Here is a 19,867-nt window from a genome sequence, read left to right on the forward strand (position 1 = left end):
GATCAAACAAACTGCAAGATTAATATTTTAAATATTTCAAACCTGCTGGCTTCGTTTACCGATAACAAAAACCGTGACCAGCCCTAGTAAAGTTGTACCAAACAAAATTGAGCCAGCCAACTCGTAGCCATTCATTACAAGAAATGCGCCAGTACCAATACATATTCCAGCTATGAGAAGTCCGAAAATCTGCCCTAACTTACTTTGAAATAGCTGCTCACCCAAATGCATCTTTTCTAAACCCATACGGTGGTTTTGTTGCTTTTCCGCCATTAATAATATTCGTTCAGCACAACCAGGAAGTACTCTTTCATAACCTTCAAAAATTTCAGGCTGTGGAAGCGGGCCTGAATGACTCTTCATTTGCATAAGCGAAAACGTAGTTAAAACTTCCCGCCTTTGAACCTTGGAAAGATTTTTCAGTAAATTAGGGTTTATCTCATTCACACCCCGCTCTACTTCAATCGGGATAGCATCCTCTCCATCAGATTCGGATTGCCGCCCTAAGTCTATTCCCTTTTTGGAATTAATATGTGTTGACATCAGGAGTTACATTAAAAAATGCATAATTCCTTATTCTCACGTTTAATATACTTTTCAGCGCTTTTGATGTCAGTTCCAACTATTTCCCAATCTCGAAGTAAAGCTTTATTATCAGCTTCTATCTCCGACTTCGAAGTGTTGTACTCGAAGTATCTCCCGGACACGTTGAATATACTTCCAACACCTGTCCAAAACGAATTTCTAGGAAAAACTCCAGTTGATCTTTCTATTTTTACAATTTTCTTTCTAAATGTATTCATAATAAACCTTTCGATATTTAAAATTCTCATCATCTGAAAATTGTTCAGATGGTTGTTTACAATTTATATACAACAAGATGCCGTTAGCTCAAAAATAATATTTCCCTACCCCAATTAAACATACACCCAAAATTACATATAATTCATAATAATTAATATTATATCTATAATTTTATTTCAAAGTAAAATAACATTAAGCTAAAATGCCGCTATGCAGCTAATGAAATGTCGACAATTTATCAATTATAAACTTGAATTATGAGAAGACATGTTAACAATCGAAACTCCTAAAAATGTCAATGTTGAAAACACCATTTGGAATCAATTAAAAGAAACTGAAAATTTTCAGCAATTGACTCCTATTTTAATTAACACAGCATACTTCTAACGTCTACTGTCTCACATCAAATATCTAACAAAAAAAGAGGCTAACACAATGTGCTAGCCTCTTTTTTTGGATCTTAAGATATCTTAGTTGTTTTCTTCTGTAGGTAATACAGAAACATAAGATTTGTTGTTAGCTTTTTTGCGGAAAACTACTGTACCGTCGATCAAAGCGTATAATGTATGGTCTTTACCGATACCTACGTTAGAATCTGGGTTATGTTGAGTACCACGTTGGCGAACGATGATATTTCCAGCGATTGCTTGTTGACCACCAAAAATCTTGATACCTAATCTCTTACTATGTGACTCACGGCCGTTCTTGGAACTACCCGCACCTTTTTTGTGTGCCATTTCTTTATTCTAATTTATGACTTACGTCAGATTAAAAATTCAATTATAAACTGATACCAGTGATCTGGATTTTAGTGAATTGTTGACGGTGACCGTTTTTCTTTTTGTAGCCTTTACGACGTTTTTTCTTGAAAACGATTACTTTTTCACCTTTTAAATGAGACAAAATCGTAGCTGAAACTTTAGCACCTGAGATACTTGGCGTACCAACAGTAAATTTACCACCGTCCTCTGCTAACAATACATTGTCAAATTCAATACTAGCGCCTTCATCTCCTTGTAAACGGTGTACAAAAAGGTATTGGTCTTTAGCAACTTTAAATTGCTGTCCTGCTATATTTACTATTGCGTACATTGTTATGAATTAATTGTTATTATTTAATGAGTGGCAAAGATAGAATATATTTCTTATTCAAACAAACTTATTTTGATATCTTTAATGCATAGCGCAAAACTATGTTGAAGAAAATAATCAAAAACCAATATTTCCACGCCATTGTGATGCCCGTAGCATATGCATTGCTCATGAGGTTCCTCTTCAATATCTCCGATTTATCTTCGCTTTTTGCTTTAATGTCTATTAGCTTCTTATTTGTTGTACCCTTCGTCATGGGAGCTTTAGCAGTCTACTTCGCTCCTATCGAGCGAACTAGAAATAATGCATTCACTATTTTATTCCCATGGATCCCATTAACTGTTTTTGCGATTGTTACGCTCTTTGTTGAGTTAGAAGGCTGGGCCTGTTGGATGATGGTCTTTCCGATCTTCATGGTTTTCGCATCCATTGGTGGTTTAATTGGGAAAAGTTTTCAGAAAAAACACGACACCATCATGGTAAGCGTCTTGGTCCTACTGCCTTTATTCGCTGCTCCCCTAGAAGCCTGGATGGGACGAAGCAAAGAACAATTCAAAGCTTATAATTACATCGACATCGACGCACCGGCCGACAAAATTTGGGGATTGGTAACCCGGGTTTCCAAAATAAGTGAAGCGGAAGATAGCGGTTGGTTAAACCGCATTCTTGGCTTCCCACGCCCTGTAGAAGCAGAATTAAACTACGAGGGGGTTGGCGCTTATCGAAAAGCTATCTTTACGAACGGTCTAGTGTTCCACGAAACCGTGACTCATTATGATCATCAGAAAAGCATGAGCTTTACCATAAAAGCGAATCCCTATGAGATTCCATCGACGACGCTCGATGAACACGTTGTCGTTGGCGGAAATTTCTTCGACGTACTGAACGGAACGTACGAGCTAGAGCAACTTGGCGACAATAGATACAGACTCCATTTGTACAGCCACTTCACCTTGAACACCACGTTTAATTTCTATGCAGGAATCTGGGCCAAATGGATTATGAAAGATATACAACGAAATATTCTGGAGGTAGAGAAAAAACGCGCAGAAAGGGGTTAAAATAAAACGATAGACCTAGATAAAATAACGTTCTTTCATTAAACCAAGTATACCCATATCAAACCCTATTCAGAAGGGTTTTGATTTGGGTATGTATTGGGTTTGTATTGGGTTTACATTGGGATTAAGTGATTCTAATCTAGACCTTAGATTATCGATTGGAGACATTCAATAGCTAAGGAATTTAATACAAAAGTTTTATGTCTCAATTGAAACCTAAACTTCTTGATGACCGTATAACGCATACATTTTTACAAAAAAAAGCTGCCTTTTAATGGGCAGCTTCATGCTTTAATTTAATATTGTATGTGGGCTTAATGGAACCTTTTGTTTCCAAATTCCTTTTACTGGAAATTGATGACCAGATGATGAGTTCTTTATGGTAAATGTGTATTCGCAAGTTCTTTCCAAGTATTCCATTTCTCCGCTGACCTGCACCGTGGAATTCGGAGCAACCTTAATTTCCTCCTTGCTACTTTCTTTCACGAAATCTTCTAGCGTAGTTCCTTTTTTGTAAACGACCCGACCATCCCAGCGAACCGACCCGTCAACAATGAGTTGATCCATGGAAATAAGGGAGTCTGCTGTTCCGATCCAATCGAAGGCTCCGTAATCCTCACTCGTAAATTCGGAACTATATTTTACGCCCTCAAAGATCGCTGTAATATCGAAGCTCTTTTCCAAATCGGTATCATTTTTAACGGTCACCGTGCTACAACCTTCTGTGCTGCTATAGACCTTTCTACTTCCTTCAACTTCCTGGATATCCTTTTTTACGATCTCATAGCTTTCCCCTCGCGATTGGATATAGGTGATCTCGTCCTGCTTATTGTCAGATACTAATCCCACGATAAACTTGCGGGGATGGTCGCTAAAGTTTTCTAAAAGCGAAACAATGAGTTTGTTATCTGCCGTTTTCTCCATTTTTAACCAACCACTTTCCAGCTCCATCATTCCGGCATCCGATAACTTAAAGGGCTCCCCTGCTTTATTTTTTAAAGGTTCGCCTGTTATTCCATCTTTTACATAAGTGATCGACCAATTATCAGCTTTGATCGGCACCTCTTGGTTCGTAAAGCCGGTATTGATTTTCTGTTCCGACAAACTAGGATCAACGAGCTGATGATTCGCGTCGAAATCGTCTTTCGCGCAAGAACTCAGCGAATAGAAGGAAATGGCTAACAAAGTAATTCGTAATAGTGAGGAGATTTTATTCGTCATTTTATGTTTAAAATACGTTGATGTTCCTTACATGAACGTATTTTATCCATTTTTCGTGTAAGTGATGAAAACTTTACGAAAACTTAACAGAATTACGGCTTCCACAGAATCTCACCGTAGGTATAGATTTTTTTGTCGATTTGGTTATAGTCTTCGTCGTATTGCGGCACATAAACTACGTAATAAATCGGCCGATTTATCTGCTTGACCGAGTAGTTTTCATCTTGATCCACATCGAGGAAATTCTCTATAGATCGTTCTGCAGTCCATTCCTTAATCGTTCCTTGTGGATGTTTATCAAAGCGATGTTCTTCCAGCGAGCTGTAAAACCAATAGCTCGGCGCTTCATTGGACAACATAATCGTTTTATCCTCGTTAAAAAGTCGCTCTGCCATTCCCGTATTCTCGAACCACATCACTTCCATATCCGCTTCGCCAATCGCAGAGCGATAGACGTCCTCGTCGCTCGTAAACGCGATACAAAAAGATTCTAACCCTTTAACGTGGAACATTAATTTAAAAGGCGACTTGCTCAGCGTCAAACTATGATTTACAGAAGCTACTAACTTGAAGTCCTGTTTGGCTTTGATGCTAACGGATTGTTGTGCGATTGCGTATGAACAAATCGAGCACAGCGAAAGTAGTAAGAAGAAGTTCTTGAATTTCATAGTGTAAAAAAAGAAAAATCCCCCAACAGAAAAAATAGCTGTTTTGGGGGATTTATATAAAAAGGATGTATAGCCTTTTTATTTAGCCAACAATCTCTTGAATTTCGTTCATGATTTTCTGAGCAATCGCTTCGGCTGCTTCAGGCGTATGTCCTTCAGAATAGATACGAATAATAGGTTCTGTATTGGATTTACGAAGGTGAACCCATTCATTTTCGAAATCTATTTTCAAACCGTCGATAGTAGAGTGTTCCTCATGTGCGTATTTCTCTTGCATCTTCGCTAATAGATTATCGATATCCAACCCTGGTGTAAGGGTTATCTTGTTCTTGGACATGAAATATTGAGGAAGTTCTGCACGGTACTCAGATGCCTTCTTCCCTAACTTCGCTAAATGCGTTAAGAATAAGGCAACACCTACTAATGCATCGCGACCGTAGTGAGAAGCTGGATAGATTACTCCGCCATTACCTTCGCCACCCATCACAGCATCAACTTCCTTCATTTTTGTTACCACATTCACCTCGCCTACTGCAGCAGCAAAGTATTCACCGCCGTGCTTCAAGGTTACATCACGTAATGCGCGAGTTGAGGAGAGATTGGATACGGTATTTCCCTTTTTATGAGTTAAGATGAAATCCGAAACAGCGACCAGCGTGTATTCTTCACCAAATAGTTCGCCATCCTCCATCATAAATACTAAGCGATCAACATCCGGATCTACTGCGATTCCTAAGTCAGCTTTATTGTCTAATACAGCTTTTGAAAGATCGGTCAAATGCTCTTTTAAAGGTTCAGGATTGTGAGGGAATAAACCATTTGGCTCGCAGTGGATCTTATAAACCGTCTCCACTCCTAGGGCCTTAAGAAGCTCAGGAATAAAAACTCCACCTGTACTGTTAACCGCGTCTACCGCAACTTTAAAGTTTGCTTGCTTAATCGCTTCCACGTCGACAAATTCCAACCCTAGCACATCATCAATATGTTTTTGCAAGAAGGTATCATCCTTAGTAACCTTACCCAGGTCCTCTACCTGTGCGAAATCAAAATCAAGGCTTTCTCCCAATTCGAGAACTTCCTTACCCTTCGCATCATCGATAAATTCGCCTTTGCTATTCAATAATTTTAAGGCATTCCACTGTCCTGGATTATGCGATGCTGTCAGGATAATCCCTCCTGCTGCTTGCAATTTAGGAACAGCAATCTCTACCGTAGGTGTTGTTGAAAGCCCTAAATCGATTACATCGATACCAATGCTTTGCAACGTTCCGATAACTAGGTTAGACACCATTTCGCCCGATACACGAGCATCGCGTCCAACAACGATTGTTTTGTTTTCAGCACCTTCCGTAACAATTTTACCGTATGCAGCTGTGAATTTCACAATGTCTACCGGGGTTAAGTTGTCACCAGGTCGTCCTCCAATTGTTCCGCGGATTCCAGAAATAGATTTTATTAATGCCATAGATGTTCAAATTGATATAATGGCGGTAAATTTAAAGGATTTAAACAATTAATTCGATTATTATTCTTTTTTTCCATTATTTGCCTATCTTTGTTGCAACAATGTTTCATTTGCAATAATCGAAAGGCTAGTTGCATTTTTTTTATAGATTTGGTTTGATAATTTTCAGACAAATCTATTTCATAAATATGTTAGATAAAATAATTCAATTCGATCAAGATTTTTTCCTAGCTATCAATCAAGGGCTTAGCAACCCCGTTTTTGATTGGTTATTACCGATATTACGTAATCCTTATACTTGGTCGCCTCTTTATTTATTCCTGATTATCTTTTTCATTAAGCATTATGGAAAAGTAGGCGTTTTGATCGTTGCTTGTACTTTAGCAACTTTTGGAATCTCGGATGCCACTTCTTCGCATTTAATAAAGAAAACGGTGAAACGGGTAAGGCCATGTAACGACGTTGTATTCAAAAATGAAGTCAACTTAAGAGCGCGCTGTGGATCAGGCTATAGTTTTACCTCGTCCCATGCGACCAACCATTTTGCTATGGCATTCTTCTGGATTGTTCTATTCCGTAGAAAATGGCGCCATACCTTATGGTTATGCATCTTATGGGCCGCTTCAATCGCGTTTTCTCAAATCTATGTAGGTGTGCATTATCCGCTCGACATTCTCTGTGGGGCAATATTAGGCATGCTGATTGGTTTAGGAACGGGATATCTCTTCAAGCGTTTTTTTCCGAAATTTTTCGAACCCACTAACCATATTCCAGCAACAACACCTGCATGAGTAGTTTCCTGATTGTATCCATCTTATTTTTCTCCGCCCTAGTGGCCGGTATCGCGGTATTCTTTGTAAAAAAAGACAACACCCAGCTATTAAAACTTATCTTATCGTTCAGTGGTGCATACCTCTTCGCGATTACTGTACTTCACTTAATTCCAGAAGTGTACCATAGCGGGCAAACGTCGGGAGAAGTTATAGGATTATACATATTAGGAGGATTCTTATTCCAGCTTGTTTTAGAGCATTTCTCTCAGGGTATCGAGCATGGACATATTCATCAACATGAGCATAAGTTTCCAATCGGAATCTTAATCAGTTTATGTTTGCATGCTTTCTTGGAAGGTTTTCCGTTAGCATCAGGGCATAGAAATGAGCTTGTATTCGGTATTGCTATTCATCATATTCCTGCTGCCTTTGCATTGGGTAGTCTACTGATTAACACCAAACTATCAAGACAAACAATCACGTTATTCATTGCTGCTTTCGCTGCGATGACACCGCTAGGTTTTATTGTTAGCAAGGGGCTTTCGCAAGGCGATATTGGAAATGTTGCGCAGTATTTCGACAAGATGATGGCCGTGGTAATCGGTATCTTCTTGCACATTTCGACAACCATTCTATTTGAATCGGGATCAGCAGATCACCATACTTTCAACAAGAAGAAAATGGCGGCAGTACTCTTAGGTGTATTGGTATCATTGGCGAATTTCTTATTCCCGCACGACCACGATCATCATAATCATGGACCAGCACAGGAACAGCACGACCATTCTCATGATGGTCATGACCACTCACATGCTGAAGATGAACATAATCACGAAGGTCATGATCATGGACATGAAGGACATGACCATGATCACGACCATGCGCATTAAGTTTCGGAAGTCTCTTCCCCTTCTGGACCTCTAAACTTATCTAAAAGCGCACTTAATTGTAAGCATTCCTCTTCGGAGATGTGTTTCGGCAATAAATCGTCCAACATCATCGTGTTTTCAATTTCTGCGAGAAGATCTAGTCCCTTTTGCGTGATTAACAAGTCTACAGCGCGCTTATCGGCACTGTTTTTCTCTCGGGTCACCAGACCTTTGCTTACAATACGATCCACCAAGCGACTGATGTCGGGTGTCTTCGTTAGCAAGCGTTCCTTCAGTAAATTGTTTGTTACCGGGTTTGGGTATTGTCCCCTCAATACCCGCAACACGTTAAACTGTTGCAGTGTCAGCTGCTTCGCACCGGCCCTCTTCTCTAATACCACATTCAGCCAGTTGCTGCTGTATATTATGTTTATAGTTGCACGATGCCAAGCACTAGCAAATTTTCTGACCTTTACTAGCTCCTCGATCTTTGGCATATTTTAATACATTAGTGTGACTTAGCTTACAAATTAAAAGATTTTAATTCTTTATATTTGCTTCCGTTGAGATATTTTTATTAAAATTTAATCTAAATAAGTACAGATGCAAGATGTGATTAGCCTAGACAAGCTAAAAATTGGTGATAGAGTCAAAATCAACGAAATACAATCCCTAGACATTCCCGCAAAATTTTATGAACTTGGTTTCTACCCGGGATCGGTTGTAGAAGTGAAACATAAAGCACCTTTAAATGGCCCGATCTGTCTAAACATCCTTGAAAACAATGCTTTAATCGCTATCCGCAAATCAGAAGCTAAACTTATCGTCGCAGAAAAAATCTAATGGCAAACCCAACAATCATTCTACTAGGGAATCCTAATGTTGGAAAAACATCCCTATTCAATCGACTTACAAAACTTAATCAAAAAGTAGGTAACTATCCAGGTATCACTGTTGAGAAACGCGAAGGTACCTTGAATGCGAACGGCAAAAAGTATCATGTTGTCGATTTGCCCGGAACATATACTTTATTTCCGAGTTCATTAGATGAGGAAATTGTATTCAACGTTCTAAGCGATAAGAATAATCCGTTATATCCAGATCTTACGCTTGTTGTAGCTGAACCATCGACCATCAAACGTTCGATTATTTTGTATCAGCAAGCGCGCGAATTGGGCGTTCCTGCCGTATTCGTATTGAACATGATCGACGAGCTGGAAGAGAAAGGAATGCATATCGATTTCAACAAACTAGAAGCTTATTTACAGACGAAAGTTTATAAGACCAATGCGCGTACAGGAAAAGGAATCGACGAATTGATTAAAGGGTTGGATCAAAAAGTAGGGCACTATTTTGGAAATTACCGCATTTCATCAGACTACCAAACCGCTATGGAAGAAGCAAAGAAGCTCTTCCCGTTAGCAACTGAATATTTAACCTGGCAGTACCTTGCTCAAGAGCAGGTAAGTATCCTGCCTGCGGAAACACAACAAAAATTAGCGGAAATTAGGCAGCGTTATTCGCTTAATCCGCATGATTTACAAAAGCAAGAGTCTTTAACGCGTCACGATCAAACGAGTAAAGATCTCGATGCTTTCATCAATAAAACTGAAAATCAGAAACTAGGAAATACAAATAGTATCGACAAGTTTTTGATGCATCCTGTCTTTGGATATGTCATTTTCTTCGGGCTATTATTCCTTATTTTCCAAGCAATTTATGCCTGGTCTGGACCATTGATGGACTGGATCGACGGCGCCTTTGGCGATCTCACGGCGTTCCTCGATGATAAATTACCTGATGGCCCTTTGGCGTCTTTGTTCATATATGGTATTGTAGCAGGTATTGGCGGTATTGTTATTTTCGTACCGCAGATCGTTATTCTGTTCCTGTTTCTTTCCATTATGGAGGAATCGGGCTATATGAGCCGCGTCGTATTCTTAATGGACCGTTGGTTAAAGCCATTTGGTCTAAACGGCAAGTCTGTAATTCCTTTGATGTCAGGTGCGGCATGTGCTATACCAGCCGTAATGTCTGCGAGAAACATTGAAAATCCAAAGGAAAGATTGCTGACGATGTTGGTCACTCCATTTATGACCTGTTCGGCACGTCTGCCAATCTATATCGTAATTATCGGATTGGTTATCCCCGACGAGAAATTCTTAGGATTCAATATGCAAGGGATTGCCCTATTTGCCATGTACATCCTGGGTATTATCGGCGCGTTATTTTCTGCGCTTATCCTCAACAAGATTATCAAAAGCGTTCGCTCTTCATTCCTGATCTTCGAACTACCAACTTATAAAATGCCGGATTGGAAGAATGTGGCAACGAATGTTTGGGATAAAGCATCGGGCTTCTTAATTGATGCCGGTAAAATCATCTTATTAATATCCATCGTATTATGGGTATTGGGCAACTTTGGCCCGAACGACAAATTCTACAAAGCAGAAGACTATGTTGTTCATTCAGCGCCTCAGTTGGAGGGCGATGAACTAGCAAAAGCGGTATCATCTTATCAATTGGAGCACTCTTTCTTAGGCTACATCGGCATGGGGATAGAACCATTAGTACGCCCATTGGGATACGATTGGAAGATGGGTATCGGACTAATCTCGTCCTTTGCGGCGAGGGAAGTTTTCGTCGGTACCATGGCCGTGGTTTATAGCCTTGGCGATGATGTTGACATTGAAGACGACGAACAAAAAAACACGTTGTTATCTAAAATGCGTTCTGAAATCAACGCAAATACCGGACAACCGGCCTATAACATGGCTTCGGGAATCTCCCTATTATTGTTTTACGCCTTTGCAATGCAATGTATGGCAACCATCGCTGTTGTCCGTAAGGAAACAGGCTCATGGCGCTGGACATTGATCCAAACAGTCTTCATGACTGGCCTTGCGTATCTTGCCGCATTCATTGCGTATCAAATTTTAAAGTAATGGAACTAAGTTTAATCATCCAATACGTTATTATTTTCCTACTGTTTGTAGGGGCCTTATTTTTTATCTTCCGTTCTTTTTTTCCTGGAAAAAAGAAGAATAGTGCCGGTTGCAGCAAAGGCTGTGGCTGCTCAGTAGATATGTCTCAGAAATAAGGACATTAGAATAAAACTCCTTTCATACCGCTGTGCTTAATGCTTTCATGAAACCCTTAAGCACAGCGAATCGATCGGATTCGCCAAAAGCGATCCTCCCCTCTCCGAAATAATTCAGCCTCGCTATTGCTAAAATTCAAATTGAAAAATATATCTTGCAACAGAGAGCGGCCATTTAGCAGGGAAATAACCTATGCCCGTTCCTTTCATTTGCTAAAAATTAATCTATAAAAGTGCAAGAAAATCAGGACAAAGACCTTAAAAGAGGCTTAAGCAATCGCCATATTCAGCTTATCGCCTTAGGCGGAGCTATTGGTACAGGTTTATTCTTAGGCGTTGGCCAGGCAGCAATTCTTGCCGGCCCCTCCGTTATTTTAGGCTATGCGATAGCCGGATTAGTTGCCTTTTTCATCATGCGTCAGCTTGGGGAAATGGTAGTTGAAGAGCCTATATCGGGTAGCTTTAGTTCCTTTGCAAATAAATACTGGGGGCCATTTGCAGGCTTTGCTTCTGGATGGAACTACTGGATTCTCTATATTCTTGTGAGTATGGCGGAATTAACCGCTATCGGCAAGTATGTTCAGTTCTGGTGGCCCGAGATCCCTTTGTGGGCATCGTCTCTTTTCTTTTTCTTCGTTATCAACGCTATCAACCTAGCTTCGGTTAAGGTCTATGGAGAAACCGAGTTCTGGTTTTCAATCGTTAAAGTACTAGCTATTATTGCGATGATCATTTTCGGTAGCTACCTGCTTATTTCAGGCAATGGCGGTGAGCGAGCAACAGTAGCCAACTTGTACAACGATGGTGGTTTTCTTCCCAAAGGCTGGCTGGAATTCGATGGTGCCGGAGGCTATCAAGGTTTACTCGCTGCATTGGTGATCATTATGTTCTCTTTCGGTGGATTAGAGCTTGTCGGAATCACGGCGGCAGAGGCCGAGCATCCGGAGAAGAACATCCCGAAAGCAACCAATCAAGTGCTTTGGCGTATCTTAGTATTCTACGTTGGTGCTCTTTTCATCTTGTTTTCTTTGATGCCATGGCGTTCTATTACAGCCGACACTAGCCCATTTGTCGAAGTATTTGCAACCCTAAAGGGTTTTGAATTCCAACTATTCGGAAAGACATTCTATTTCACAACAATCATTGCAAATGCCTTAAACATTATCGTTTTAACGGCCGCCCTGTCTGTGTACAACAGTTGTGTCTACAGTAACTCCCGCATGCTTTACGGATTGGCGGAACAAGGCAATGCGCCTAAGTTTCTAAAAAAACTGAACAAGAATCACTCTCCTGTTAATGCAATCCTGGTATCGGCAGCAATCGTAGCGATTACTGTCGTTATCAACAAAGTGATCCCCAAGGAAGCATTAGGAATTCTTATGTCATTAGTCGTATCTGCTTTAGTAATCAACTGGATCATGATCACACTGACACATATGTTCTTCCGTAATAAGAAAGATCAGGAGGGTATAAAGACAAAATTCCCAACCATATTCTATCCGTTGAGCAATTACTTCAGCTTAATATTCTTAGTTGGCGTTTTGGTGATGATGTGGTTTACCGGTTTGAAAATCTCAGTTGAACTTATTCCACTCTGGATTCTCATTCTGTTTATTAGCTATAAGCTTGTGGAACGCAATAAAGCGAAGCAATCTAGGCTATAAGGTAAAGTCAAAACTTGAAGAAAGCTATTCCTCATATCGTCTATTTTCTATTATTTGTTGTGCATCTCTACAGCATTGTTGAAGATTTATCGACACTCAGAATGGTCACAAAGCCTTTGATATGCATCAGCTTGATTGGCTACCTTTGGATTACTACAGGATTAAAAAGCGTTTTCCAAAAACTCATTGCAGCAGGCTTATTCTTCGGCTGGCTAGGCGACATTTTCCTGATGTTGCCCAACAAGTTCTTATTCGGATTGGCAGCATTTCTGATCGGACATATCTTGTATGTCATCGCTTTTATCAGGCAGACTTCGCCATTTGCATTAAGCCGAGATAAACTATACATCTTGGTAGCCGGTTTCTTAGCCGTCTATTCTTATTATTTCTATACGATTCTTGCGCCCAGCCTTGGCGTAGAAAAGTACCCCGTAATTGCTTACATTATTGTTATTGCACTAATGGGGCTCTTTTCTTACACTAGGAAGCATCATACCAATACAAGCAGTTTCTTACTCATATTCTTGGGCGCATTGCTGTTTATAGTTTCCGATTCTATCCTTGCCGCCAACAAATTTGTCGCCTATATCGCCAATTCGGGTCTTATGATTATGTGCACCTATATGCTAGCACAATATGCTATTACCCTTGGAACGGTAGTCGACAATCAAGATGTTCGACGCAACCCGCTTGGCTAATTAAAGTGTGAAACAGCACCCAACTATAAAAATTTCCTTAGGTCATTTCTTCAAGAAATCAAAGAGCAAGATTGACCGAATCCTCACGGAACGCCGTGTAATCTCATTGGATTTATTGCAACCCAAATCGAACGCTACAGACCAAAACTAGCACAGTTTTCTTGTAAAAAGAACTATTAAAAACACAAACTTTCCTACATCCAAAATTTCTTCTTATGTGTACAATATCACTTAAGAATCTAAATCCTATCGCATTGTAACAATGCTTCAAAGACTCAACTACTCTTCACCTTCCGTATTCTTTAGCTTCATCAACAATGTATATGCATTTTTAATCACGATATTCTTCCCTGCTAATTCAGCTGCATTCATCACTTGCACATAACCATTTTCTTCCAGACCAATTTCAACGGGTACAAGTCGGTAAACTTGCTTCGACTCCTCCACAAATAGATAATTCTTACCTTCAAAATTTACCACGCTCTCCGCCGGAACCGCATCTTCGAAGGAAGTGGCTACAGCAATTTCAGCATTCATATAACTACCAGGGACCAGACGCTTGTCGTTGCCAACCAATGCGCATTGCACGGTTGCCATTCCTTGTTCATCAATGTTTCTACTGATTAATTGTATAGTTCCCTCATAGCGCTTCTCGGGCTCCGTATTGTTAAAGGCGGATAGTCGCTGTCCAATAGTCAACTTCTGCAGGTCCTTCTCGAACACCGATAAATTCAGATATACGCGATCCGGATTTACCAGCTCGAAGAGCACATCGGAGGCTGTTACATATTTGCCAATATTCACATTGATCTTACTAACATAGCCAGTTATACTGCTGTAAAGAGGCGCGCTCTTTGTAATTCGCTCAGCACTCACTTGTGCTGGATTGATATTCACCAATCGTAAGGATTGTGCAATAGCGTTCATCTGTATCTGTTGATTGTCCATCTCGGCCTTCGCCAACTGCATCACTTTGTCGCTACTTGCCTTTGATTCGTTCAAGGTCTTTTGCCTATTAAAATCAAGCTCTGCAAACTGATATTTGGACTTAGCTGTCAAGTAATCCTGTTGAAGCTTAATGAACTCAGGATTTTCTATGATTGCTATTACTTCTCCTTTCGAAACAGGCATACCCGCTATGAGGTTGGTGCTTTTTAGATACCCGCCCAACGCAGCGCTTACCGACTGAATATTTTGAGGTGGCACATCTATTTTTCCATTTAAGCGGAGTATCTGTGATATCGATTGATTTGATAAGGTCATCGTCTCTATTGGTGCGTTCTTTAGCTGAGCATCTGTCAACTTCACCACATTTTCATCTCCCGGATTTTGTTGTATAGTCTGCTGCTGCTGGTTGTCCTGCTCATTACAAGAAACCATGATGACAAAGAAAAACATCAGCAGGGCTTTATAATTTGATTCAATAAATTTCATTTCTATTGTTCTAATTGTTGATATATTATTTGAACGATGTCTTCATTTAGGCGCCATAAGGCTTCGACATATCCACTTTTCACTGCCACATATTGATTGACCAGCATCACAAACTCTAAATAATTAATCTCACCAGAAAGGAACTGTCGATTCGCAGTTTCTAAGATTAATTGTGCATTCTTTAAATCAACTTGCTCAAATCGCGTGACTATGGACAGGCTGTTTTCATAAGATTGCAATAGCTGTTCTCGCTGTATTTTTAGCGCTCGGTCGACATACTGGTATTCATTATATACAATACGCTCGTTGATTTTTGCAGCTTGGATGCGTGCTTTTTGCCCTGAGGAAAATAGCGGCAGGGAGAAACCAATCTGTACAGATTGAAACTGAGGAGTCATACCATAATACTTGCCATCAGCGCCGACCCCTTTGAAACTGTTTAGGTTATAACCTACCTGCAATTCTGGAAGTAATTTCATTCTTTCAGCGCCCGTTTGTTTTGCACTTACCATTTGCTTTTGTTCTAAAACTTGAAGCAATGGATGTAGGGTATCATGCCTAACGAGTTTTAGCCGCCGCTCCCTACTGTCTGGCGCGTAAGGAATATCAGAATTTAACAGCCATTGCAAACGCGACTGTAACCGCTTCATTTCAGTCTTGACTTGTTCTTGTTGCAATAGGATTGCGGATTCTTGATTTATAGCTGTCGCACGCTCTAAAACATTTGACTCTCCCGCTTGCTCCCGCAAGGTAGCTTTCTTCAAAAAATCGGCATAAAGCTTATGTATTTCTTCTAAAATACCTGCCTTCTCTGACCAATAAAGCAAACCATAATAGGCTAAACTAACCTCACGTTTCAAATCAAAAGCAGTAAGCTCTACTTGAAGCTCAGACTCCTTCCAAGTTTCACGATAGAGTCCCTTCAGCTGTTTATAAACTGAGGGAAATGCAAAGCTCTGTGAAGCGGAGAACATCAAATCATTGTTTGTAGAATTGATCTGCCCGAATTCGCTGCTGATAGCTAAATGAGGGATATCGGCAGAGGAGCTGCGAATTAATGCTTTAGCATGCTCGGCTCTTAATCTATCATTCTTCAGTTGACCGTTATTTTCAACAGCTATTTGCAGCGCTTGTTCTAAGCTAATAGTCGTCTGTCCTTGTAAGTTCGAAACTATAGATAGACTAAGAAACAACAAGATTATCGCTTTAGTTTGACCCTTCATCTTCTTCGATTTAAAGCCTTTCTCTAGTGTCACAAATAATAGCGGCAAGACAAATAAGGTTAATAGCGTTGCTATTAAGAGCCCTCCAATGACCACGGTAGCTAAGGGACGTTGAACTTCCGCACCTGCGCCATTACTCAACGCCATAGGAATAAAACCGAATGATGCGACGAAGGCCGTCATCAATACCGGGCGCAGCCGACTTTCTCCACCATCGATTACAATTCGGACGATATTCTTTAACCCCTGTTTTCGCAGTCTGTTAAACTCTGAAATCAACACAATCCCGTTCAGTACAGCAACTCCAAATAGAGCGATAAATCCTATTCCTGCACTAATACTAAATGGCATACCGCGAAGCGCCAGCAGAAAGACTCCACCTATAATCGATAATGGAATGGCCGTATAGATAAGCACGCTTTCTCTAATCGACTTAAACGCTAGAAACAACAGGATAAATATTAAGGCTAATGCTACCGGAACCGCAATCATCAACCGCTGTTTGGCATTATTCAGATTCTCAAAAGAACCTCCATAGCTAATGGTATAGCCTGGTGGAAGTTTGATATGTTGTTCTACCTTCGTTTTCAACTCCTCCACGATGCTTTGCACATCTCGACCGTTAATATTAAAGCCAATCACGATACGACGTTGCGCATTCTCGCGCTGAATCTGATTAGGTCCTTCAACAATATCGACGCTTGCCAATTGCGAAAGCGGAATCTGATTCCCTGTTGCCGTTGGAATTAAGAGCTGGCGAATCTGATTCAAATTCATTCGATGTGAGGCATCCAAACGAACGACCATGTCAAAGCGTTTCTCCCCTTCGAACAGCATTCCTGCTTGTTGCCCTGCAAATGCCGCATTTACAACCCTATTCACATCAGCAATTGATAATCCATACTGCGCTATAAGCGGTCGGTTGTATTTTATAACCACCTGCGATAAACCTGCTATCGGCTCGATATATAAATTCTGTGTGCCCGCTACGCTCTCCACGAGCTTCCCGACCTGCTCCGCTTGATCAGTCAATATTTCAAAGTCCTCACCAAATATCTTGAGCACGACATCCTGGCGCGCCCCGGTCATCAATTCATTGAAACGCATCTGTACAGGATATTGGAACCCAACAGTAATTCCCGGTACATCGTCTAAGGCAGTGGACATCTTTTCAGCAAGCGCTGGAAAAGTCTTTGCCGAAACCCAATCTTCCTTATCCTTCAAAATCACCATCATATCCGATGCTTCCATTGGCATCGGGTCTGTAGGTACCTCTCCACTGCCAATTTTTGTAACGACTTTTTCGACTTCTGGAAAGCGGCTTAGCAGGATATGCGAGGCCTTCTGCGTGCTTTCTATCGTAGTCTGCAAATTGCTACCTGGAAGAACGCGCGTGTCGACAGCAAAATCTCCTTCTTCTAATGAAGGAATGAACTCCCCTCCCATTCGACTGAGAATGAATAAGGCAGCAGCAAATAAAACCAGAACAACAGCGAATACCGTCTTGGGGATTCTCAATACCTTCAACAAGCTCTTCAGGTAAATTGCTTCAAGTTTCTTCATCATCCGATCAGAAAATGAAGGCTTCAGACTGCGCTTGCGAAGAAGAATTGCACTCATCATCGGTATATAGGTAAGTGATAACAGGAATGCGCCAAACAATGCAAAAGCCACAGTCTCCGCCATAGGTTTGAACATTTTACCCTCAATACCTTGAAGTGTTAAGATCGGGAGATAAACTATTAGAATAATCAATTGACCAAATACCGCACTGTTCATCATCCTCCCTGCAGATTCACTGACCACAGCATCCATTTCCTTAACCGGAATTTTAAGCATATTTCGATACTTCGGATGCAGCAGCAGCTGATGCATTACCGCCTCCACGATAATAACAGCACCATCGATGATCAATCCAAAATCTAGAGCACCTAGGCTCATCAAATTCCCACTCACTCCAAATAGATTCATCATACAAATCGCAAAGAGCATCGCCAAAGGAATAACGGAAGCAACCAATAACCCTGCTCGCAGATTTCCTAAGAAAATCACGAGGACGAATACCACAATTAGCGCACCTTCTAAGAGGTTCTTCTCCACCGTACTGATGGCATTATCTACCATCTTGGTCCGATCTAGAAATGGTTCAAGTATGACCCCTTCAGGCAGTGTTTTCTGAATCTCAACGACCTTCTCTTTAACCGCATTAATTACTTCGCTACTGTTCGCGCCTTTCAGCATCATAACAACCGCGCCTGAAACTTCGCCCATATCATTGTAGGTCATCGCTCCATAACGTGTGGCATGACCGATCTTCACCTCTGCTACATCTCGGAGAAAGAGCGGACTTTGCCCGGACGAACGATGTATCGCAATCTGCTCAATATCCGATACAGATTCGACCAGCCCCTCGCTACGGATATATAAAACAGTGGGGCCCTTTTCAATATAAGCCCCTCCAATATTCTGATTGTTATCATTTACCGCATTAAAAACATCGTTGATACTGATTCCGAATGCATTTAATTTATCCGTGTTAACTGCAATTTCGTATTGCTTCAACTTCCCACCGAAACTACTCACCTCCGCAACACCTTTTACTCCCATGAGCTGTCGCCGGATAATCCAATCTTGAATCGTACGTAGCTCGGTTACATTGTATTTCTTTTCGTAGCCCGCTTTAGGACGAACGACATATTGAAAGATCTCACCTAACCCGGTAGAGATAGGCCCCAATTCTGGCGTTCCGATACCTTGAGGTATTTCTTGTTGTACTTGTTGCAGACGCTCACCAACTTGCTGTCGCGCCCAATAGATATCGACATCATCTTCAAAAACTATAGTAACTAAGGACAATCCAAACCGCGAAAAACTGCGGATCTCTTTACGACCGGCAATGTTGCTGTTCGCTTGTTCAATAGGAAATGTGATGAGACGTTCAATATCCGATGCGCCGAATGACGGCGCAACTGTAATAACTTGCACTTGGTTGTTGGTAATATCGGGAACCGCATCTATCGGTAACTTCGTTACCTGATAAGCTCCTACCCCAATGAGTCCAAAAACCAACAATGCTATAATGAGCTTATTCCGTATGGAAAACTCAATAATCTTAGTAAGCATAACTGATTATTTTTATTAACTCTTTTATTAGAAAATAGGCCTACAGCAATCCATCGACCTTAATGAAAAGTCAGGCGAATACACGCAAGGCTGTAGAATAGAGTTAAACGATTCTTGGCGGTTGCCAAATATTGGATAGGTAGGAAGATACGATCAAACGATCGTCTGCGAAGGGTATCTTCGTTTCTGGAACATCCTGATCCATCTTTATCACCTCAAGTTTGCACACTGTAGGCGAAAGGAAGATGAAATTCAATGTTGACGAATGTACCATAAATGGCAATCTCTTATCTTGATCATAATCTTCATCTTGTGGATGGTTTTCTAAATGATCATCTGCATAATGAATAGCCATGAATGATGAGAGGCTAAGCGTAGAGTTCCGCGTTTTATGTTCCAAATAATGTTCAATCAGCAGGGGTAGTTTCAGCAACTGAATCAATTCAGTCGTTGAAAACACATATACTGACAAAAACAATATTGCAAACAATTTTCTCATTAAATCAAATTTAAACATTATAATAAACAATGCTTAAAACTGAAAACAATTTATATCCATTCAAAATAAAAGGCCTTATCCGCTACATGATCCGTCTTTACAAAAATTTCCACGATACCTGCAACTTTTTCGCGACAATATATAAAATCGGTAAAATCTGGAAAAATTGACTA

Annotated in this window: 19 protein-coding genes; 8 read left to right on the plus strand and 11 right to left on the minus strand. The window is 40.6% G+C overall.

What is annotated here, in order from left to right; all coding sequences use genetic code 11:
• Positions 1-36: 36 nt before the first annotated feature.
• The 4 genes from B2400_RS03550 to rplU all read right to left on the minus strand — a co-directional run bounded on the left by B2400_RS03550 (position 37) and on the right by rplU (position 1,896).
• A complete protein-coding gene (locus B2400_RS03550) occupies positions 37-543 on the minus strand; it encodes a DUF2335 domain-containing protein (RefSeq protein ID WP_293930878.1) in 507 nt (168 codons plus the stop codon).
• Between the two features lie 11 nt (positions 544-554).
• Positions 555-803, minus strand: a complete 249-nt coding sequence (locus tag B2400_RS03555) for a hypothetical protein (RefSeq protein WP_293930881.1) — start codon at positions 801-803, stop codon at positions 555-557.
• Between the two features lie 471 nt (positions 804-1,274).
• Positions 1,275-1,541 (minus strand): 50S ribosomal protein L27, encoded by a 267-nt coding sequence (rpmA, locus tag B2400_RS03560; protein ID WP_149526707.1) that lies wholly within the window; start codon positions 1,539-1,541, stop codon positions 1,275-1,277.
• Positions 1,542-1,584: 43 nt separating this feature from the next.
• Positions 1,585-1,896, minus strand: coding sequence for a 50S ribosomal protein L21 (rplU, locus tag B2400_RS03565; RefSeq protein WP_093098124.1), 312 nt, complete (start codon positions 1,894-1,896; stop codon positions 1,585-1,587).
• Between the two features lie 101 nt (positions 1,897-1,997).
• On the opposite strand from rplU, the gene B2400_RS03570 reads away from it, so the two are divergent.
• Positions 1,998-2,957 carry a hypothetical protein gene (locus B2400_RS03570; protein ID WP_293930890.1) on the plus strand — a complete coding sequence of 320 codons (960 nt, stop codon included), beginning with the start codon at positions 1,998-2,000 and terminating at the stop codon, positions 2,955-2,957.
• A 291-nt stretch (positions 2,958-3,248) separates the two neighbouring features.
• Here the strand turns inward: B2400_RS03570 and B2400_RS03575 are convergent, their stop codons facing one another.
• From B2400_RS03575 to glmM, 3 genes are all read right to left on the minus strand, one after another.
• Complete coding sequence (locus tag B2400_RS03575) at positions 3,249-4,178, minus strand: hypothetical protein (RefSeq protein WP_293930893.1); 930 nt, start codon at positions 4,176-4,178, stop codon at positions 3,249-3,251.
• A 92-nt stretch (positions 4,179-4,270) separates the two neighbouring features.
• Complete coding sequence (locus B2400_RS03580; RefSeq protein ID WP_293930896.1) at positions 4,271-4,846, minus strand: hypothetical protein; 576 nt, start codon at positions 4,844-4,846, stop codon at positions 4,271-4,273.
• Positions 4,847-4,928: 82 nt separating this feature from the next.
• On the minus strand, positions 4,929-6,311 hold the full coding sequence (gene glmM, locus B2400_RS03585) for a phosphoglucosamine mutase (RefSeq protein ID WP_293930899.1): 1,383 nt from the start codon (positions 6,309-6,311) through the stop codon (positions 4,929-4,931).
• 188 nt (positions 6,312-6,499) lie between these two features.
• On the opposite strand from glmM, the gene B2400_RS03590 reads away from it, so the two are divergent.
• Positions 6,500-7,102 (plus strand): phosphatase PAP2 family protein, encoded by a 603-nt coding sequence (locus tag B2400_RS03590; RefSeq protein ID WP_260043522.1) that lies wholly within the window; start codon positions 6,500-6,502, stop codon positions 7,100-7,102.
• On the plus strand, positions 7,099-7,974 hold the full coding sequence (locus B2400_RS03595) for a ZIP family metal transporter (RefSeq protein WP_149526712.1): 876 nt from the start codon (positions 7,099-7,101) through the stop codon (positions 7,972-7,974). The genes B2400_RS03590 and B2400_RS03595 overlap by 4 nt, the downstream gene beginning before the upstream one ends.
• Here the strand turns inward: B2400_RS03595 and B2400_RS03600 are convergent.
• Entirely contained in the window at positions 7,971-8,450 is a 480-nt protein-coding gene (locus B2400_RS03600; RefSeq protein ID WP_293930906.1) for a MarR family winged helix-turn-helix transcriptional regulator, read from the minus strand. The genes B2400_RS03595 and B2400_RS03600 overlap by 4 nt on opposite strands.
• A gap of 106 nt (positions 8,451-8,556) precedes the next feature.
• On the opposite strand from B2400_RS03600, the gene B2400_RS03605 reads away from it, so the two are divergent.
• From B2400_RS03605 to B2400_RS03620, 5 genes are all read left to right on the plus strand, one after another.
• Positions 8,557-8,796, plus strand: a complete 240-nt coding sequence (locus tag B2400_RS03605) for a FeoA family protein (protein ID WP_149526714.1) — start codon at positions 8,557-8,559, stop codon at positions 8,794-8,796.
• The gene (gene feoB / locus B2400_RS03610; RefSeq protein WP_293930909.1) at positions 8,796-10,898 is read left to right on the plus strand and encodes a ferrous iron transport protein B; all 2,103 of its coding nucleotides are present in this window, start codon (positions 8,796-8,798) and stop codon (positions 10,896-10,898) included. Before B2400_RS03605 ends, feoB begins: the two co-directional genes overlap by 1 nt.
• A complete protein-coding gene (locus B2400_RS17840; RefSeq protein ID WP_223110816.1) occupies positions 10,898-11,053 on the plus strand; it encodes a FeoB-associated Cys-rich membrane protein in 156 nt (51 codons plus the stop codon). The genes feoB and B2400_RS17840 overlap by 1 nt, the downstream gene beginning before the upstream one ends.
• A gap of 233 nt (positions 11,054-11,286) precedes the next feature.
• Positions 11,287-12,717, plus strand: a complete 1,431-nt coding sequence (locus tag B2400_RS03615) for an amino acid permease (protein WP_293930912.1) — start codon at positions 11,287-11,289, stop codon at positions 12,715-12,717.
• 14 nt (positions 12,718-12,731) lie between these two features.
• On the plus strand, positions 12,732-13,415 hold the full coding sequence (locus tag B2400_RS03620) for a lysoplasmalogenase (protein ID WP_293930915.1): 684 nt from the start codon (positions 12,732-12,734) through the stop codon (positions 13,413-13,415).
• A 279-nt stretch (positions 13,416-13,694) separates the two neighbouring features.
• On the opposite strand, the gene B2400_RS03625 is transcribed toward B2400_RS03620, so the two are convergent.
• The 3 genes from B2400_RS03625 to B2400_RS03635 all read right to left on the minus strand — a co-directional run bounded on the left by B2400_RS03625 (position 13,695) and on the right by B2400_RS03635 (position 19,694).
• On the minus strand, positions 13,695-14,849 hold the full coding sequence (locus tag B2400_RS03625; RefSeq protein ID WP_293930918.1) for an efflux RND transporter periplasmic adaptor subunit: 1,155 nt from the start codon (positions 14,847-14,849) through the stop codon (positions 13,695-13,697).
• Positions 14,850-14,851: 2 nt separating this feature from the next.
• The gene (locus tag B2400_RS03630; protein ID WP_293930921.1) at positions 14,852-19,195 is read right to left on the minus strand and encodes a CusA/CzcA family heavy metal efflux RND transporter; all 4,344 of its coding nucleotides are present in this window, start codon (positions 19,193-19,195) and stop codon (positions 14,852-14,854) included.
• A gap of 103 nt (positions 19,196-19,298) precedes the next feature.
• Positions 19,299-19,694, minus strand: a complete 396-nt coding sequence (locus B2400_RS03635; protein ID WP_293930924.1) for a hypothetical protein — start codon at positions 19,692-19,694, stop codon at positions 19,299-19,301.
• Between the last annotated feature and the right edge of the window lie 173 nt (positions 19,695-19,867).

The organism is Sphingobacterium sp. UBA6645 (genome assembly GCF_002455685.1).
Taxonomy (GTDB): domain Bacteria; phylum Bacteroidota; class Bacteroidia; order Sphingobacteriales; family Sphingobacteriaceae; genus Sphingobacterium; species Sphingobacterium hotanense.

Bases quoted from the DNA above. Each gene is read 5' to 3' on its own strand.
- B2400_RS03635 (WP_293930924.1), bottom strand. From the start codon at position 19,694: ATGAGAAAATTGTTTGCAATATTGTTTTTGTCAGTATATGTGTTTTCA.
- B2400_RS03625 (WP_293930918.1), bottom strand. From the start codon at position 14,849: ATGAAATTTATTGAATCAAATTATAAAGCCCTGCTGATGTTTTTCTTT.
- B2400_RS03580 (WP_293930896.1), bottom strand. From the start codon at position 4,846: ATGAAATTCAAGAACTTCTTCTTACTACTTTCGCTGTGCTCGATTTGT.
- B2400_RS03600 (WP_293930906.1), bottom strand. From the start codon at position 8,450: ATGCCAAAGATCGAGGAGCTAGTAAAGGTCAGAAAATTTGCTAGTGCT.
- B2400_RS03575 (WP_293930893.1), bottom strand. From the start codon at position 4,178: ATGACGAATAAAATCTCCTCACTATTACGAATTACTTTGTTAGCCATT.
- B2400_RS03595 (WP_149526712.1), top strand. From the start codon at position 7,099: ATGAGTAGTTTCCTGATTGTATCCATCTTATTTTTCTCCGCCCTAGTG.
- B2400_RS17840 (WP_223110816.1), top strand. From the start codon at position 10,898: ATGGAACTAAGTTTAATCATCCAATACGTTATTATTTTCCTACTGTTT.
- rpmA (WP_149526707.1), bottom strand. From the start codon at position 1,541: ATGGCACACAAAAAAGGTGCGGGTAGTTCCAAGAACGGCCGTGAGTCA.
- B2400_RS03590 (WP_260043522.1), top strand. From the start codon at position 6,500: ATGTTAGATAAAATAATTCAATTCGATCAAGATTTTTTCCTAGCTATC.
- B2400_RS03605 (WP_149526714.1), top strand. From the start codon at position 8,557: ATGCAAGATGTGATTAGCCTAGACAAGCTAAAAATTGGTGATAGAGTC.
- glmM (WP_293930899.1), bottom strand. From the start codon at position 6,311: ATGGCATTAATAAAATCTATTTCTGGAATCCGCGGAACAATTGGAGGA.
- B2400_RS03630 (WP_293930921.1), bottom strand. From the start codon at position 19,195: ATGCTTACTAAGATTATTGAGTTTTCCATACGGAATAAGCTCATTATA.
- rplU (WP_093098124.1), bottom strand. From the start codon at position 1,896: ATGTACGCAATAGTAAATATAGCAGGACAGCAATTTAAAGTTGCTAAA.
- feoB (WP_293930909.1), top strand. From the start codon at position 8,796: ATGGCAAACCCAACAATCATTCTACTAGGGAATCCTAATGTTGGAAAA.
- B2400_RS03550 (WP_293930878.1), bottom strand. From the start codon at position 543: ATGTCAACACATATTAATTCCAAAAAGGGAATAGACTTAGGGCGGCAA.
- B2400_RS03555 (WP_293930881.1), bottom strand. From the start codon at position 803: ATGAATACATTTAGAAAGAAAATTGTAAAAATAGAAAGATCAACTGGA.
- B2400_RS03570 (WP_293930890.1), top strand. From the start codon at position 1,998: ATGTTGAAGAAAATAATCAAAAACCAATATTTCCACGCCATTGTGATG.